This window comes from Superficieibacter sp. BNK-5 (assembly GCF_047456055.1).
Taxonomy (GTDB): Bacteria; Pseudomonadota; Gammaproteobacteria; order Enterobacterales; family Enterobacteriaceae; genus Superficieibacter.
Genome location: NZ_CP179893.1, coordinates 4,849,654 through 4,865,295 on the forward strand (window position 1 = coordinate 4,849,654; position 15,642 = coordinate 4,865,295).

19 protein-coding genes are annotated in these 15,642 nt (G+C 55.4%); 3 read left to right on the forward strand and 16 right to left on the reverse strand.

Annotated elements, in window-relative coordinates; all coding sequences use genetic code 11:
• Positions 1–2: 2 nt before the first annotated feature.
• The 3 genes from tadA to murQ all read right to left on the reverse strand — a co-directional run bounded on the left by tadA (position 3) and on the right by murQ (position 2,229).
• Entirely contained in the window at positions 3–533 is a 531-nt protein-coding gene (gene tadA / locus ACMGGS_RS23085) for a tRNA adenosine(34) deaminase TadA (RefSeq protein ID WP_414164536.1), read from the reverse strand.
• 32 nt (positions 534–565) lie between these two features.
• A complete protein-coding gene (gene yfhb, locus ACMGGS_RS23090) occupies positions 566–1,201 on the reverse strand; it encodes a phosphatidylglycerophosphatase C (RefSeq protein ID WP_414164537.1) in 636 nt (211 codons plus the stop codon).
• Positions 1,202–1,332: 131 nt separating this feature from the next.
• Entirely contained in the window at positions 1,333–2,229 is an 897-nt protein-coding gene (murQ, locus tag ACMGGS_RS23095) for an N-acetylmuramic acid 6-phosphate etherase (protein WP_414164538.1), read from the reverse strand.
• 108 nt (positions 2,230–2,337) lie between these two features.
• On the opposite strand from murQ, the gene ACMGGS_RS23100 reads away from it, so the two are divergent.
• Positions 2,338–3,186 carry a MurR/RpiR family transcriptional regulator gene (locus tag ACMGGS_RS23100; RefSeq protein ID WP_414164539.1) on the forward strand — a complete coding sequence of 283 codons (849 nt, stop codon included), beginning with the start codon at positions 2,338–2,340 and terminating at the stop codon, positions 3,184–3,186.
• 56 nt (positions 3,187–3,242) lie between these two features.
• Entirely contained in the window at positions 3,243–3,503 is a 261-nt protein-coding gene (locus ACMGGS_RS23105; protein ID WP_414164540.1) for a YfhL family 4Fe-4S dicluster ferredoxin, read from the forward strand.
• On the opposite strand, the gene acpS is transcribed toward ACMGGS_RS23105, so the two are convergent.
• The 12 genes from acpS to rseD form a co-directional block, all read right to left on the reverse strand.
• A complete protein-coding gene (gene acpS, locus ACMGGS_RS23110) occupies positions 3,500–3,880 on the reverse strand; it encodes a holo-ACP synthase (protein ID WP_176917179.1) in 381 nt (126 codons plus the stop codon). The genes ACMGGS_RS23105 and acpS overlap by 4 nt on opposite strands.
• Complete coding sequence (gene pdxJ, locus ACMGGS_RS23115; protein WP_414164541.1) at positions 3,880–4,611, reverse strand: pyridoxine 5'-phosphate synthase; 732 nt, start codon at positions 4,609–4,611, stop codon at positions 3,880–3,882. Before pdxJ ends, acpS begins: the two co-directional genes overlap by 1 nt.
• Before the next feature lie 43 nt (positions 4,612–4,654).
• Entirely contained in the window at positions 4,655–5,362 is a 708-nt protein-coding gene (gene recO / locus ACMGGS_RS23120; protein ID WP_176917181.1) for a DNA repair protein RecO, read from the reverse strand.
• Between the two features lie 12 nt (positions 5,363–5,374).
• On the reverse strand, positions 5,375–6,280 hold the full coding sequence (era, locus tag ACMGGS_RS23125) for a GTPase Era (protein WP_103677656.1): 906 nt from the start codon (positions 6,278–6,280) through the stop codon (positions 5,375–5,377).
• Positions 6,277–6,957 carry a ribonuclease III gene (gene rnc, locus ACMGGS_RS23130; RefSeq protein WP_176917182.1) on the reverse strand — a complete coding sequence of 227 codons (681 nt, stop codon included), beginning with the start codon at positions 6,955–6,957 and terminating at the stop codon, positions 6,277–6,279. Before rnc ends, era begins: the two co-directional genes overlap by 4 nt.
• Positions 6,958–7,182: 225 nt before the next feature.
• Positions 7,183–8,157 (reverse strand): signal peptidase I, encoded by a 975-nt coding sequence (gene lepB / locus ACMGGS_RS23135; RefSeq protein ID WP_414164542.1) that lies wholly within the window; start codon positions 8,155–8,157, stop codon positions 7,183–7,185.
• Between the two features lie 16 nt (positions 8,158–8,173).
• Positions 8,174–9,973 (reverse strand): translation elongation factor 4, encoded by a 1,800-nt coding sequence (lepA, locus tag ACMGGS_RS23140; protein WP_176917184.1) that lies wholly within the window; start codon positions 9,971–9,973, stop codon positions 8,174–8,176.
• A gap of 139 nt (positions 9,974–10,112) precedes the next feature.
• Positions 10,113–10,571, reverse strand: a complete 459-nt coding sequence (gene rseC, locus ACMGGS_RS23145; protein ID WP_176917185.1) for a SoxR-reducing system protein RseC — start codon at positions 10,569–10,571, stop codon at positions 10,113–10,115.
• The gene (gene rseB / locus ACMGGS_RS23150) at positions 10,568–11,521 is read right to left on the reverse strand and encodes a sigma-E factor regulatory protein RseB (protein WP_276158115.1); all 954 of its coding nucleotides are present in this window, start codon (positions 11,519–11,521) and stop codon (positions 10,568–10,570) included. The genes rseC and rseB overlap by 4 nt, the downstream gene beginning before the upstream one ends.
• Positions 11,521–12,165, reverse strand: a complete 645-nt coding sequence (gene rseA, locus ACMGGS_RS23155; RefSeq protein ID WP_176917187.1) for an anti-sigma-E factor RseA — start codon at positions 12,163–12,165, stop codon at positions 11,521–11,523. Before rseA ends, rseB begins: the two co-directional genes overlap by 1 nt.
• A gap of 30 nt (positions 12,166–12,195) precedes the next feature.
• Complete coding sequence (gene rpoE, locus ACMGGS_RS23160; RefSeq protein ID WP_176917188.1) at positions 12,196–12,771, reverse strand: RNA polymerase sigma factor RpoE; 576 nt, start codon at positions 12,769–12,771, stop codon at positions 12,196–12,198.
• Positions 12,768–12,827 (reverse strand): rpoE leader peptide RseD, encoded by a 60-nt coding sequence (gene rseD / locus ACMGGS_RS23165; protein ID WP_176917197.1) that lies wholly within the window; start codon positions 12,825–12,827, stop codon positions 12,768–12,770. Before rseD ends, rpoE begins: the two co-directional genes overlap by 4 nt.
• A gap of 365 nt (positions 12,828–13,192) precedes the next feature.
• On the opposite strand from rseD, the gene nadB reads away from it, so the two are divergent.
• Entirely contained in the window at positions 13,193–14,812 is a 1,620-nt protein-coding gene (gene nadB / locus ACMGGS_RS23170; protein ID WP_414164543.1) for an L-aspartate oxidase, read from the forward strand.
• On the opposite strand, the gene trmN is transcribed toward nadB, so the two are convergent.
• Complete coding sequence (gene trmN / locus ACMGGS_RS23175) at positions 14,797–15,534, reverse strand: tRNA(1)(Val) (adenine(37)-N(6))-methyltransferase TrmN (RefSeq protein WP_414164544.1); 738 nt, start codon at positions 15,532–15,534, stop codon at positions 14,797–14,799. The genes nadB and trmN overlap by 16 nt on opposite strands.
• Between the last annotated feature and the right edge of the window lie 108 nt (positions 15,535–15,642).

Genomic DNA, 15,642 nt, shown 5'->3' on the forward strand with positions numbered 1-15,642 from the left:
TTCTACCCTTTTTCTGCCTGCTTGAGGGCTTTCTTGACCTGCCGGCGATGACGGAAAAAATCGCTGAGCAGCGCGGCGCATTCTTCCCCCAGTACGCCCTCGGTAAATTCAACCCGGTGATTCATGCCGGGATGATGCAGCACATCCATTAACGATCCGGCGGCCCCGGTTTTGGCGTCACGTGCGCCAAACACCAGGTGCCCGATACGGCTATGGACCATCGCCCCGGCGCACATTACGCACGGCTCCAGAGTGACATACAGCGTGGTATCGACCAGGCGATAGTTTTGTAGCACCAGTCCGCCCTGACGCAGGGCCATAATTTCCGCATGCGCGGTCGGATCGTGACGCCCTATCGGCCGGTTCCAGCCCTCGCCTATGACCTGATTATCATGCACCAGTACCGCACCGACCGGCACTTCGCCCTCGTCCCAGGCCCGTTGAGCCAGCGTCAGCGCGTAACGCATCCAGTGTTCATGATTCAGTTTGTGGTCGGACAAAGCGGACACTCCAGAGATAAAAGCGGGGCGCATTATACACAGCCGTTATCTTTTAAACACCCTTCTCATTCGAGTTGCTGAAGCTTACCGAGCGGCGTGACGCGCCAGCGGTGCTGGCAGAAATAGAGCAAGGGGTTATCCTGTTTGCTGTCGCTGTAGCCACTGTACAGGCGCAGCGGCGTACCGATGCGACGCTCCAGTTGCGCGACCTTTTCATGGCCCAGGCAACGCATGGTCAGCACCCAGCCTCCATTACGCCGGGTGATCTGACTGGCGATAAGATTGACTCTCGGCAGCCAGGGCGTATCAATGTAGACCTGCTCAACCAGCGGCTGTGGCGATCCGGTGATTAACCAGACGTCGGCATCGGTACTGGTCAGATAGTCGGTTAATCGGTTATGTACGACGGGAAAGGCTGTGACGTGCTGGCGAAACCAGGCGACAAACTGGCTTTCCAGCCGTTTTAAGTGCGCTTCGCTATGGCCGAAGGTGCAGCCCCACAATAATAAGCTCATCGGCCAGCGCGCGGCGCGGCCTTTAACCAGCAGTGCGATGCCGATGAGCGGAAGTAAAGGCAGGACAAGCAGCGCATTTAAGGGTTGATGGCGCAGAAGATAGCGCAAGAAACTGCCGAACATATCCTGCTGATGCAGCGTTCCATCAAGATCAAAAAATACGACACGACGCTCGTTAGTTGCCAAACCTTACTCCTCAGGATCTTAAGCTGCGGTCGCCTGGCCACAATACGCCAGGCGGTAAATACTTTAATTAGCCTAACAGATAGATCCTGATTTTTCCGGTCCTGAGCGTCACAAGTTCCAGCTGTCAACCGTTAACGGGCTTCCAGCGCGGCGCGCAAAAAGCCGCGATGTTCCTCAAGCCGGGCGCGCGCACTCGCGGCATCCAGCCCGGTCAGCACCATCAGGATCGCGGGTTTCACCTCATGATCGGTCTGTTGTAACATCTGTTCCGCCTGCGTGCGCTCAATGCCGGTCGCTTCCATCAGCATCCGGCAGGCGCGGTCGACCAGCTTGATGTTAGAGGCTTTCATATCCACCATCAGGTTCTGATACACCTTGCCAAACTTCACCATCGCACCGGTCGAGATCATATTCAGCACCATTTTCTGTGCCGTACCGGATTTCAGGCGCGTAGAACCCGTCAGCGCTTCCGGGCCAACCACCGGAGAAATCGCGATGGCGGCTTCGCTGGCAATCGGCGAGGCGGGATTGCAGGAGATGGCGACGGTCGTGCAGCCGGTGGCTTTTGCATAGCGCAGCCCGCCAATCACGTATGGCGTGCGCCCGGAAGCAGCAATGCCAACCACCAGATCCTCCGCGGTCAGATTAAGCGCTTTCAGATCCTCTTCGCCGAGTTGCAGGCTATCTTCCGCGCCCTCCACCGCTTTCAGCAGCGCGCCGGGGCCGCCGGCAATCAGTCCCACCACCAGACCGTGCGGCACGCCAAATGTCGGAGGACATTCGGACGCATCCAGTACGCCCAGTCGACCGCTGGTGCCCGCGCCCATATAGATGACACGCCCTCCCGCCTGTAGCGCCATCGCTGCCGCATCGACGGCTTTTGCCACCTCATCCAGCACGGCAGCCACCGCTGGCGCGACCAGTGCATCTTCCTGATTTAGTAAGCTAACCATTTCACGCGTCGATACCCCGTCCAGCGCCATCGTTCGCGTGTTTCGGGTTTCAGAAATCAGCGAGCCAAGATTCATTTTGTCCCTCCAGAATATTTAATTCATAATAATCTGACTATATTGGAATATAATATTCAGACAGGCGAGCTTTTTTTCGTCAGAAACCTGTTATTCGCTGGAGAAGTTATGAACTGTTTGAGCCGTATTCGTCAGCGTTATCCGGCGCTTGCCCAGAGCGATAAAAAGCTGGCGGATTTTTTACTTTCTCACCCCAATGAGGCCCGGCATTTCAGCTCGCAGCAGCTTGCTCATGAAGCGGGCGTCAGCCAGTCCAGCGTAGTGAAATTTGCTCAGAAATTAGGCTTTAAAGGTTTTCCGGCCCTCAAGCTGGCGATTAGCGAAGCGCTGGCCAGCCATTCCCTTCCTCCTTCAATGCCAGTGCATAACCATATTCGCGGAGACGATCCCCTGCGCCTGGTGGGTGAAAAACTGATTGCCGAGAAACTCGCGGCGATGCACGCCTCGCTGGATATCAACAGCGAAGACAAGCTTCTGGAGAGCGTGCAGATACTGCGCGGCGCAAGGCGGATAATCCTGACCGGCATCGGTGCCTCCGGTCTGGTGGCGCGAAATTTTGGCTGGAAGCTGATGAAAATTGGCCTGAATGCGCTTATTGAACTGGATATGCACGCCCTGCTGGCGGTGGTGCAGGCGATGTCCTCCGACGATGTGCTGCTGGCGATTTCCTATACCGGCGAACGACGTGAAATTTGTCTGGCCGCTGAGGAAGCGCATCGGGTTGGCGCGAAGGTGTTTGCCATTACCGGATTTACGCTTAATACGCTCCAGCAACGCGCATCTCACACGCTTTATACTATTGCGGAAGAACAGGCCACCCGCAGCGCCGCCATCTCGTCCACCAGCGCGCAGATGCTGCTCACCGATCTGCTGTTTATGGCGCTGGTACAGCAGGATCTGGAGCACGCGCCGGATCGTATCCGCCAGAGCGAGGCGCTGGTGAAAAAACTGGTCTGAACAAAAGATCGGCGTATAATGCCCGCCCTGTTTGTGTTGCTTCTGAGAATTTCCTGATGGCGCTGTTAATTACCAAAAAATGCATTAATTGCGATATGTGCGAACCCGAATGTCCTAACGAGGCCATTTCAATGGGTGACAGCATCTATGTGATTAACAGCCAGCGCTGCACAGAATGCGTGGGACATTATGAGACGCCGACCTGCCAGAAAGTGTGCCCGATCCCCAATACCATTCTGAAAGATCCGGCACACATCGAAAACGAAGAACAGCTGTGGGACAAGTTTGTGCTGATGCACCATGCGGATAAAATCTAGCGCTCGATGATCACCGTGGCGCAGGCGTAATGACGTTCATCCGCCAGCGTGACATGCGTTGAGGTGACGCCCATCGTTTCTGCCAGACGCAGCGCCTCACCCCAGAATCGCAGGCGCGGTTTCCCCAGCTCGTCGTTGTACACTTCAAACTGATTAAACGCCAGACCGTTACGAATGCCGGTGCCGAAGGCTTTCGCTGCCGCTTCTTTGACCGCGAAACGCTTAGCCAGAAAACGCACCGGTTGCTGGTGCGCTTCCCAGATGGCCCATTCGTTATCGCTGAGCACCCGTCGCGCCAGGCGATCGCCGCTGCGGGAGATCACCGCCTCAATGCGGGCAATCTCCACGATATCGGTGCCTAAGCCGAGAATCGCCATTAACGACGCGCGTCCTGCATCAGGCGCTTCATTTCCACTACCGCCTCTTTCAGCCCGCTCATCACTGCCCGGCCAATAATCGCGTGCCCGATATTCAGTTCATGCATTTCCGGCAGTGCGGCGATGGCCTGCACATTGTGATAGGTCAGCCCGTGACCGGCATTGACCTTCAGGCCCAGACTGGCGGCATAGGTCGCCGCACGAGCGATACGCGCCAGCTCGCGGGCGCGATCTGCCTCGTTTTCCGCATCGGCATAGCAGCCAGTATGAATTTCAATGTAAGGCGCGCCGACGTCCGCCGCGGCCTTAATCTGCTCGTTGTCGGCATCGATAAACAGGGAAACCTGAATACCCGCGGCAGCAAGACGCTGGCAGGCATCGCGCATTTTGTCGCGTTGCCCGGCTACGTCCAGCCCGCCTTCAGTGGTCACTTCCTGGCGTTTTTCCGGCACCAGGCAGCAGAAATGGGGTTTCGTGTCACAGGCGATGGTCAGCATTTCTTCGGTGACGGCCATTTCCAGATTCATGCGGGTGTCGAGCGTCTGACGCAGGATCTTAACGTCGCGATCGGTGATGTGACGGCGATCTTCACGCAGGTGAACGGTAATGCCGTCCGCCCCCGCCTGCTCGGCAATAAACGCCGCCTGTACCGGATCCGGATACGCCGTACCGCGCGCGTTACGTAGCGTGGCGATATGATCAATGTTGACGCCTAACAGTAAATCAGCCATGACAATCCTCAATAGTCTTCCAGGTCAGAAATTTTGCGAGCCGCTAGCGCTTCGGTACAAACTGGCGAAACAGCTCCCGGCTCTTTAACGGTTTACCACCAAGATACGGCTTGAGCGCTATGCGGGTAAAGCGTTTCGCGGCGCGCAGGGTATCAGCATCAGGAAATTCCCGGCTGGCCAGCGCCCTGAGATGGTGTCCGGTAAAGGTATTGTTATCAATGACCACGCTGGCAATAAAGCCTTTTTCTTCACGGTAGCGATAGGTCATGGTTTCTTCAACTGGCTCACCGCTTCCGGCGCAGTGCAGAAAATCGAGGCCGTAGCCAAGGTGGCCGAGCAGTGCCAGCTCAAATCGCCGTAGCGCAGGTTCAGGGGAATCGGTCGCACCCGCCAGCGCCTGAAGGCAGTGCAGGTAGTCAAAGAAGAGTTCAGAGAAGCGCGTCTCTTGTTCCAGCACGCGGGCGAGCAGTTCGTTAACGTACAGGCCGCTGTAGAGGGTGATACCGCTTAAGGGGAGCGCCAGAGAGACGGCTTCGGCGCTACGCAGGGTTTTGACTTCACCGCGTCCGCCAAAGCGCACCAGCAGCGGCGTAAAAGGCTGGAGAGCGCCTTTGAGGTTAGAACGTTTGGCTCGCGCGCCTTTGGCGACAAGGCGCACGCGTCCCGACTCTTCCGTGAAGACGTCCAGCATCAGGCTGGTTTCGCTCCACGGCCGACTATGCAGAACGAATGCGCGCTGCCAGCCTTCCATCAGGTTTAGCTCTTAAAGATCGTCAACGTAGCCGAGGCTGCGCAAAGCGCGTTCGTCATCGGCCCAGCCGGATTTCACTTTCACCCACAGCTCAAGATGCACTTTGGCTTCGAACATCTCTTCCATGTCTTTACGCGCTTCGATTCCGATGGTTTTGATTTTGGCCCCTTTGTTGCCAATGACCATCTTCTTCTGCCCTTCGCGCTCAACGAGGATCAGGCCGTTGATGTCGTAGCCGCCACGCTCGTTGGTGATGAAACGCTCAATCTCCACCGTCACCGAGTAAGGCAGTTCGGCACCGAGGAAACGCATCAGTTTTTCACGGATGATTTCAGAGGCCATAAAGCGCTGCGAGCGGTCGGTGATGTAATCTTCCGGGAAATGGTGGATCGCTTCCGGCAGGTGCTTGCGCACGATCCCGGCAACGGTATCGACGTTCATCCCGGTCTCTGCGGACATCGGTACGATGTCGAGGAAGTTCATCTGGCTGGCGAGGAACTGCAAATGCGGCAGTAGATCGGCCTTTTCCTGCACGTTATCGACTTTATTCACCGCGAGGATCACCGGCGCTTTACCGTCACGCAGCTTGTTAAGCACCATTTCGTCGTCCGGCGTCCAGCGCGTGCCTTCGACCACGAAAATCACCAGCTCAACGTCGCCAATAGAGCTGCTGGCCGCTTTGTTCATCAGGCGGTTGATAGCGCGTTTTTCTTCCATGTGCAGGCCGGGGGTATCGACGTAAATCGCCTGATACGGGCCTTCAGTATGGATACCGACAATGCGGTGACGGGTCGTTTGTGCCTTGCGGGAGGTGATCGAAATCTTCTGCCCCAGCAGGTTGTTCAACAGGGTCGACTTGCCAACGTTAGGACGCCCTACGATGGCAACAAACCCACAATAACTTTTTTCTTCGCTCATTCCAGCTCCAGTTTTTTCAGCGCCTGTTCGGCGGCAGCCTGCTCCGCCTTACGACGGCTGGAACCTGTGCCTACCACCGGTTCACTCAGGCCGCTGACCTGGCAGTGGATAGTAAATTCCTGATCGTGGGCTTCGCCCCGTACCTGTACTACCAGATAAGATGGCAGCGGCAGGTGACGGCCCTGTAAATATTCCTGTAAACGCGTTTTCGGATCTTTTTGCTTATCGCCCGGGCTGATTTCATCCAGACGCGTCTGGTACCAGCTCAGGATCAGTTTCTCGATGTTTTGAATATCGCTGTCGAGAAAAACCCCGCCGATTAATGCTTCGACCGTATCCGCGAGAATAGATTCACGACGGAAGCCGCCGCTTTTTAGCTCGCCCGGCCCGAGACGCAGGCATTCGCCCAGCTCAAATTCGCGGGCAATTTCCGCCAGCGTATTGCCGCGCACCAGCGTCGCGCGCATACGGCTCATATCGCCCTCATCCACGCGAGGAAAACGATGGTAAAGCGCGTTAGCAATGACATAACTTAAAATAGAGTCGCCGAGAAACTCCAGACGCTCGTTGTGTTTACTACTGGCGCTACGATGCGTTAACGCCTGCTGCAACAATTCCTGATGATGAAAAGTGTAGCCCAGCTTCCGTTGAAGCCGATTAATTACGATGGGGTTCATGCGATACCAATAAATGAATGCGTCAACAATTCAGCACACGAAATCGACCTGAGGAGGGAATCAACGCGTTTTCGTGTGCTGTCGCCCCCTTGCGGGAGACAACCAGAAACTTCGGTGGAATATTCTATACACAACGACAAAGGATGTCGTTAGTTTGAAGGGATTTATATCTTAAATAATTCATCTTGCCGCCGAAACGACAGCAAGATGAACTTTCAGCACCGGTTAATGGATACCGCCGATGCGACTTAAGCGCACGCCGGTCGGCCATTCGCCTTCCTGTTTCTCAAAACTCATCCAGATAGCCGTCGCCCGACCCACCAGATTCGCTTCCGGTACAAAACCCCAGTAACGGCTGTCCGCGCTATTATCGCGGTTGTCGCCCATCATGAAGTAATGTCCCGGCGGTACGATCCAGGTCGCCAGCTGCTGACCCTGTTGCTTGTAATAGACGCCAAGCTGGTCCTGAGCAATAGGCACGGTCAATATGTTATGCGTCACATCGCCCAGCGTTTCTTTACGCTGCGCCAGACGAATGCCGTTTTCCTTCGACTCGTTCTGCGGCACCTGGAAGAAACCGCTGGTCGCTTCACCACCGTTACGACGGGCAAAGGTCTGCACGAAATCGCTCGGTTCTACGTCAGAGTAGGTCACCGGCAGCGCGCTGCCGCAGGCCTGACCAGAACTACAGCCCGGCTGGATAGTGACCTGCTTGGCAACCGGATCGTAAGTCACTTTATCACCCGGCAGGCCCACGGCGCGCTTGATGTAGTCAAGGCTCGGATCTTCCGGATATTTAAACACTACCACGTCACCGCGTTTCGGATGTCCGGTTTCGATGAGCGTGTGCTGGTAGATCGGATCTTTAATGCCGTAAGCAAACTTTTCCACCAGGATAAAATCACCGATCAGCAGCGTCGGCATCATTGAACCCGACGGGATCTGGAACGGTTCATAGATAAAGGAACGCACGATCAGCACAATCGCCAGTACCGGAAATATGGATGCCCCGGTTTCCAGCCAGCCCGGTTTCGGGCCAACTTTTTTCAGCGTTTTTTTATCCAGTGAATCGCCCGCAGCCGCCTGTGCCGCAGCCTGACGTTCCCGCCGTTTGGGGGCAAAGATGAACTTATCAATGCACCACAAAATGCCCGTCACCAGTGTGGCAATCACCAGAATCAGGGCAAATTTATTCGCCATGCCAACTCCTTAAGAATTATTTACCGTCTTTACCGACATGCAGAATGGCGAGGAAGGCTTCCTGCGGCAGTTCAACGTTACCGACCTGCTTCATTCGCTTCTTACCTTCTTTCTGCTTCTGTAGCAGCTTTTTCTTACGGCTGATATCGCCGCCATAACATTTTGCCAGCACGTTTTTACGCAGCTGTTTCACCGTCGAGCGGGCAATGATATGGGTGCCAATCGCCGCCTGAATTGCGATATCAAACTGCTGGCGCGGGATCAGCTCTTTCATTTTCTCCACCAGCTCGCGACCGCGGTACGGCGCGTTGTCGCTGTGGGTGATCAGCGCCAGGGCGTCAACACGTTCACCGTTGATCAGCACGTCCACGCGCACCATCCGCGAAGCCTGGAAACGTTTAAAGTTGTAATCCAGCGAGGCGTAACCACGGGAAGTCGATTTCAGACGGTCAAAGAAGTCGAGTACCACTTCCGCCATCGGAATTTCATAGGTCAGCGCAACCTGATTGCCGTGGTAGACCATGTTGGTCTGTACGCCGCGTTTTTCCACGCACAGGGTCATCACGTTGCCCAGATATTCCTGCGGCAACAGCATATGACACTCGGCAATCGGCTCGCGCAGTTCAAAGATGTTGTTGACCGGCGGCAGCTTGGAAGGACTATCGACGTAAATCACTTCTTTTGCCGTGGTTTCAACTTCATAAACTACGGTCGGCGCGGTGGTGATCAGATCGAGATCGTATTCACGCTCCAGACGTTCCTGAATGATTTCCATGTGCAGCAGGCCAAGGAAGCCGCAGCGGAAGCCGAAGCCCAGCGCCGAGGAACTTTCTGGCTCGTAGAACAGGGACGCATCGTTAAGGCTCAGTTTACCCAGCGCGTCGCGGAAGTTTTCATAGTCGTCAGAACTGACCGGGAACAGACCCGCGTAGACCTGCGGCTTCACTTTTTTGAAGCCCGGCAGCGCTTTTTCCGCTGGATTACGTGCCAGCGTCAGGGTATCACCTACCGGCGCGCCCAGGATGTCTTTGATCGCGCAGACCAGCCAGCCCACTTCACCACACTTCAATTCGGTGCGATCGACCTGCTTCGGCGTGAAGATCCCGAGACGGTCGGCGTTATAGGTCTGGCCGGTACTCATAACTTTGATTTTCTCGCCCTTACGCAGGGTGCCGTTTTTCACGCGCACCAGGGAGACAACGCCAAGGTAGTTATCAAACCAGGAGTCAATGATCAGCGCCTGCAACGGACCGTCGGGATCGCCCTGCGGCGCAGGAATATCGCGTACCAGACGTTCCAGCACGTCCTGCACGCCGATGCCGGTTTTCGCCGAGCAGCGTACCGCGTCGGTGGCGTCGATGCCGACGATGTCTTCAATTTCTTCCGCCACGCGATCCGGATCGGCGGCAGGAAGGTCAATTTTGTTGAGGACCGGAACCACTTCCAGATCCATTTCCATCGCGGTGTAGCAGTTTGCCAGCGTTTGCGCTTCAACGCCCTGCCCGGCATCCACGACCAGCAGCGCACCTTCGCAGGCGGCCAGCGAACGGGAAACTTCATACGAGAAGTCAACGTGTCCGGGGGTGTCGATAAAGTTCAGCTGATAGGTTTCGCCATCAGCCGCTTTAAAATCGAGCGTAACGCTCTGCGCTTTAATCGTAATGCCGCGCTCGCGCTCCAGATCCATGGAATCCAGTACCTGAGCTGCCATTTCACGGTCGGACAGGCCGCCGCAAATCTGGATAATACGGTCAGACAGCGTCGACTTACCGTGGTCAATGTGAGCAATGATCGAAAAGTTACGTATATTCTTCATATATGGAGATTATTTTGCCTTACGGATACCAGGAGGCCACGATTCTGAGCCTGACGTTTTTTAGTCTGAAACGCCGCATTCTACACTACAACATGAACGCGAGGAAATGCTCATCCTGTACCAGGAGAGAGGAAGGGTCTTACTCGGCGATGCGTAGTTCGTCCGGGGGAAGGCCAACGCTCAGGATCACCGGCTGCCACGCTTCACGCGTTGCCAGAGTGGCGGAAAAACCGCGGGCGATTAAGAAGCCGCCAACGCCGCCAAGGATCGCCCCGCATAATGCGGCAACATCGCTGGAAAACAGTAGCTGAAAAAGGGACGCGACGATAAACAGCCCCACCAGCGGCGACATATAGACCAGCAGCGCCGAACTCAGCAGGCTGGCTTCGGCAATACCAAGCTCGACCTTTTGACCCGCGATCAGCGGTTGCGCGCTGGGCACGGTAATCGTGTGGCTGGTCTGCGGGCCGAGTTTGTTCAGCACGCGACTGCCGCATCCTGCGCGAGACGCGCAGCTATTGCAGGAGGATTTTACATCACAGTTGACCTGCGCGAGACCGTTTTGCCAGGAGACAACGGTCGCCCACTCTTTAATCATTGGACGGCCCTGAATTTAACGCTGTCAGCAATACGCTTCGCGGTTTGCGGAGGCAACTCGCCGACAATGGTGATTTCGGTGTTATCCCGCAGCGTGGTGCTAACAGTACGTCGCCCGGTACGCAGTATTTGATCGCTGCTGGAAGGCGTAGCCCGACTCACATTCACGGAGAAACTGAACAGGCCGTCCGAATAGAGGCGCGATTCGATGGGTACATCCACCGTCGGCAGCGAACGGCGGCTGCTGGAAACCTCACTAAACCCTTGCGGTAGCCATGACGGATTCCAGTTAAACGTGACTTTATCGCCCGCCGGTACCGAGAGCAGCGGCGGAAGATTGGCTTTCGCCAGATTCTGCATGTTGCTGGCGACGGTATCGTTCATGTTGAACGCGATAACGCGGAACTGCTCCAGCGTTTCGCCGTCGCGATCCAGCAGGTCGACCCGCATCGGCAGTTTGGTTTCCGAGTCCAGCCAGACAATGTAGCTATACCGGGTGCCATCCCGCGCCACGACGCGGATCACTTCGCACAGGCGATCCGCAATGCGGGTTCTGCCGACGGAGATGAAATCATACCAGGGCGAGAGACGTTTGAAGTTGGTGTAGACCAGCGAGGGCAGCGAATCGACGATATAATCGCCATTGAGCGTGAAGGGATCGAGACCCGGCTCAAAGTAGCTGATCTCGTTGCCACGCTGCACCACTTCGCGGCGCGGGCCGTCCATCTGCAAAAGTTGCGCCAGCGTCTGATTGTCCAGTCGCGCGTGACGATAACGCAGAGATTCGACGCCTTGTTTATTGATGCTGATGAAAGACAGCTCGTAATTGAGTGACTGGCTGGCCAGGTTCATCTGCTGCAACAACGCCCCGGACGAAACATCAGCCGAGGCGTTGACAGAGAAAAACAGGCTACCAGCCACAAGTGACATGGCACACCAAAGTTGCTTCATTACTGCGATTGCGTTCCTAAAGTCTGGTTACCCGGCACCTGAACTGCGGCCTGCTGCGTCTGTGCCTGTTCAAACTGAAGTTGTTCAGAATGCAGGCGGCGCTGGAGTTCATAGTCCTGCAACATCGCGTTAATACGACGACGCTGCTCCTGAACCTGCTGCTGCTGACCACCGCTGGCGGCAACGGATGAATCGGCTGGCACGCCCAGGCTTACCGGACTCGCTTTACCCATCATAGGCAAGGTATTAAAGACCGGCGTTTCAGGCTGCTGGGTTGATTCACCCTGATCATTATAGTGCTGGACCCCAACGATAACTGCAAGCGATACGCATGCGGCCACGCCCATTTGCGTCAGCTGGCTGGCCCACGGACGGACTTTATGCCAGAACGGCATTTTCTGCCACTGGTGCGGCGCAGGCTGCGCTTCCGGGATGAGGGACGCAGGTTCGCTCTCGATGGCGGCCATCACGCGGGAAGAGATATCGAAATGGAGAACATCACTCGTCTCGCCTCGCAGCGAATCACGAATAAGATGGTAACTCTCCCAGGTTTTTTGCATTTCTGAAGAGCGAGACAACTCGTTGAGCAGCTCGTTATCCAGCATTTCACCATCCATTAAAGCGGAAAGTTTTTCTTTCTGCATGCCTAATACCCTTTCAGTATCCCGCTATCGTCAACGCCTGATAAGCGGTTGAACTTTATTATCAATAGCTTCCCGAGCACGGAAGATGCGCGAACGCACTGTACCTACCGGACAATCCATGATGACGGCTATCTCTTCATAGCTCAGGCCATCCAGCTCACGCAAGGTGATAGCCATGCGTAAATCTTCCGGAAGCATCTCTATGGTTCGAAAAACGATCTGTCTCAGTTCTTCTGACAACATTAAGTTCTCAGGGTTCGAAATTTCTTTCAGCGCGCCGCCACTTTCGAAGTTTTCCGCTTCACTGGCATCCACATCGCTGGACGGTGGACGACGCCCCTGAGCAACCAGGTAATTTTTGGCCGTATTGACCGCAATGCGGTACAGCCAGGTATAAAAAGCACTATCTCCCCGGAATGAATCCAGCGCGCGATAGGCCTTGATAAACGATTCCTGTACGACATCAGGCACATCGCCTGAAGGTACATAGCGGGAAACAAGACTCGCCACCTTATGCTGATAGCGCACCACCAGCAGGTTGAAAGCTTTTTGATCTCCCTTCTGGACCCGTTCAACCAGAATCTGGTCCGTTAACTGCTCGCTCATCCGAGGTAATGTCTCCTCAAACCCAATATCCACGCGTAATCGAAACGCCACTCTATAACACTGCACTATGAGCAAGCAGAAGGTTAGAGTGTCAGTTTTATGTAAAGTTCCGTTACGCCATTGTTTTAGTGAATGTCCACCGACCGTTCGTTATCACTCATTATAAGTCTGTTAGACGTGTACTACGCCCTTTCCGTGAGCAAATGCTGTAGCACGCCTGCAGAGTAACGTAACACAGTGACGATTTCACCATAAAATCCGCAACTAACGATCTGCTTCGCAAAATATTTTCCTGATTTTACGTTACCGCCTCTTCCGCCTCGCTGTTTAGCCATTACAACAAAACGTAAAAAAATAGTGCTAATACTGTAAATACGGTGCTATGCTCGGGCAACACTGTTTAGTAAATTAAACAAATACGATGAACACTACGCCAGAGTATTCCTGTGATGTACTGATTATTGGCAGCGGAGCCGCGGGTTTATCGTTGGCATTACGCCTCGCTGAGGACCGTTCCGTGATGGTCTTAAGTAAAGGTCCAGTCAACGAAGGCTCGACCCTGTATGCGCAGGGAGGCATCGCCGCCGTTTTTGACGAGGCAGATAGCATCGCGTCACACGTCGAAGATACTTTAGTCGCAGGCGCGGGACTCTGCGAGCGAGACGCCGTTTCCTTTGTCGCCAGTAATGCAAAGCACTGCGTACAGTGGCTTATCGATCAGGGTGTGCTCTTCGATACCCAGGTTCAGCCCAACGGTGAAGCGGGCTATCATTTGACCCGTGAGGGCGGCCACAGCCACCGTCGGATCCTGCACGCCGCCGATGCAACCGGTAAAGCCGTTGAAACGACGCTGGTGGGAAAAGCGCTGGCCCATCCTAATATCCGTATTCTTGAACGCAGCAATGCGGTCGATCTCATCGTTTCCGATAAGATCGGTCTTCCCGGCCCCCGTCGTGCGATCGGCGCGTGGATCTGGAATCGCAATCTGGAGCAAGTGGAAACCTGCCGGGCCACAGCGGTGGTGCTGGCCACGGGCGGCGCATCGAAAGTTTATCAATATACCACCAACCCCGATATTGCCTCCGGCGACGGCATTGCGATGGCGTGGCGCGCCGGTTGCCGGGTCGCCAATCTCGAATTTAATCAGTTTCACCCCACCGCGCTGTTTCACCCCCAGGCGCGTAATTTCCTGCTGACGGAAGCGTTGCGCGGTGAAGGCGCATTTTTAAAACGCCCGGACGGTTCGCGCTTTATGCCTGATTTTGACGAGCGCGGCGAACTGGCCCCCCGAGATATTGTCGCGCGGGCTATCGATCATGAGATGAAGCGTCTTGGCGTAGAGTGTCTCTATCTTGATATCAGTCATAAGCCGGAAGCCTTTATCCGCCAGCATTTTCCGATGATTTATGAAAAGCTGCTGGGACTCGGTATTGACCTGACGAAGGAACCCGTGCCGATTGTGCCCGCCGCGCACTATACCTGCGGCGGCGTGATGGTCGACGAGGCGGGCCGTACCGATGTGGACGGACTGTATGCCATTGGCGAAGTGAGTTATACCGGCCTGCACGGCGCTAACCGAATGGCGTCTAATTCACTGCTGGAGTGTCTGGTTTATGGCTGGTCCGCCGCCGAGGATATTAAAAAACGGCCATCGGCGGCCGGGGAGAGGGACTCCCTTCCCGCCTGGGATGAAAGCCGGGTCGATAATGCCGATGAACGCGTGGTGATCCAGCATAACTGGCACGAGCTGCGGCTGCTGATGTGGGATTATGTCGGGATTGTGCGCACCACCCGCCGACTGCAGCGGGCGTTGCGGCGGATCACGATGCTGCAACAGGAAATTGATGAGTATTACGCCCATTTCCGCGTCTCCAACAACTTACTGGAGCTGCGTAACCTCGTGCAGGTCGCTGAGCTGATTGTACGTTGCGCGATGATGCGTAAAGAGAGCCGGGGTCTGCATTATACGCTGGATCACCCACAGCAGTTGCCGGACGCCGGTCCCTCTGTACTGATCCCTGCGCATTACATAAACAGATAAAACATCCGGGTCAGGGCAGTATAGCTTTCTGAATAGTGCTGCTCTGGCCCGCGGATCGCCAGCCGATCGCTGTAGCACTCCCCGGCCTGCGGTGAAAATGCCAGCAGGACGCGATGCGGTAGCCGGGTCTCAGTTTCAGCGATATCGGTCCGCAAGCGTAAATGCCAGCCGCCAGACTCCGCCAGTTGCGTAAACGCCATGCCGACCTCGACCGGCAGCACGACGCAGAAAAAGCCCTCTTCAGTGATACACTCCGCAGCGCAGGCCAGTAATCCCGCGTGATCAAGTGACGTGGTATAGCGAGCCTGCTCACGCTGCTCGCTGCGGCACTCAACCCCTTTTTCAAAATAAGGCGGGTTGCTGATGATTAATTGATAACGCTTGTGTTGCAGGGGCGTCCACTGCTGGATGTCCGCCGTATGCACGGCAATGCGTGCGGCCCAGGGCGTCTGGCTGATATTTTCCTGCGCCTGTAACGCCGCCTGCTCGTCAAGTTCGACGGCATCAATAATCACATCATCCGCAGTACGCTGAGCCAGCATTAATGCCAGCAGTCCGCTTCCTGTGCCAATATCCAGGATACGCTGTACCTGAGCAACGGGTGCCCACGCACCGAGTAAAATACCGTCGGTGCCGACTTTCATGGCGCAGCGATCGTGGGCGACAAAAAATTGTTTAAACGTGAATCCATTCCGGCGCAGTACGGATTTAGACCGAGACATCGTAAGCACTCTTCCTGATATCATCTTAATAGCTTAAGGTTATGCACAATACCGGAGAACAGATAGCCACACAAACAGATGAACATTGTGGCCTTAACGTCTATAATC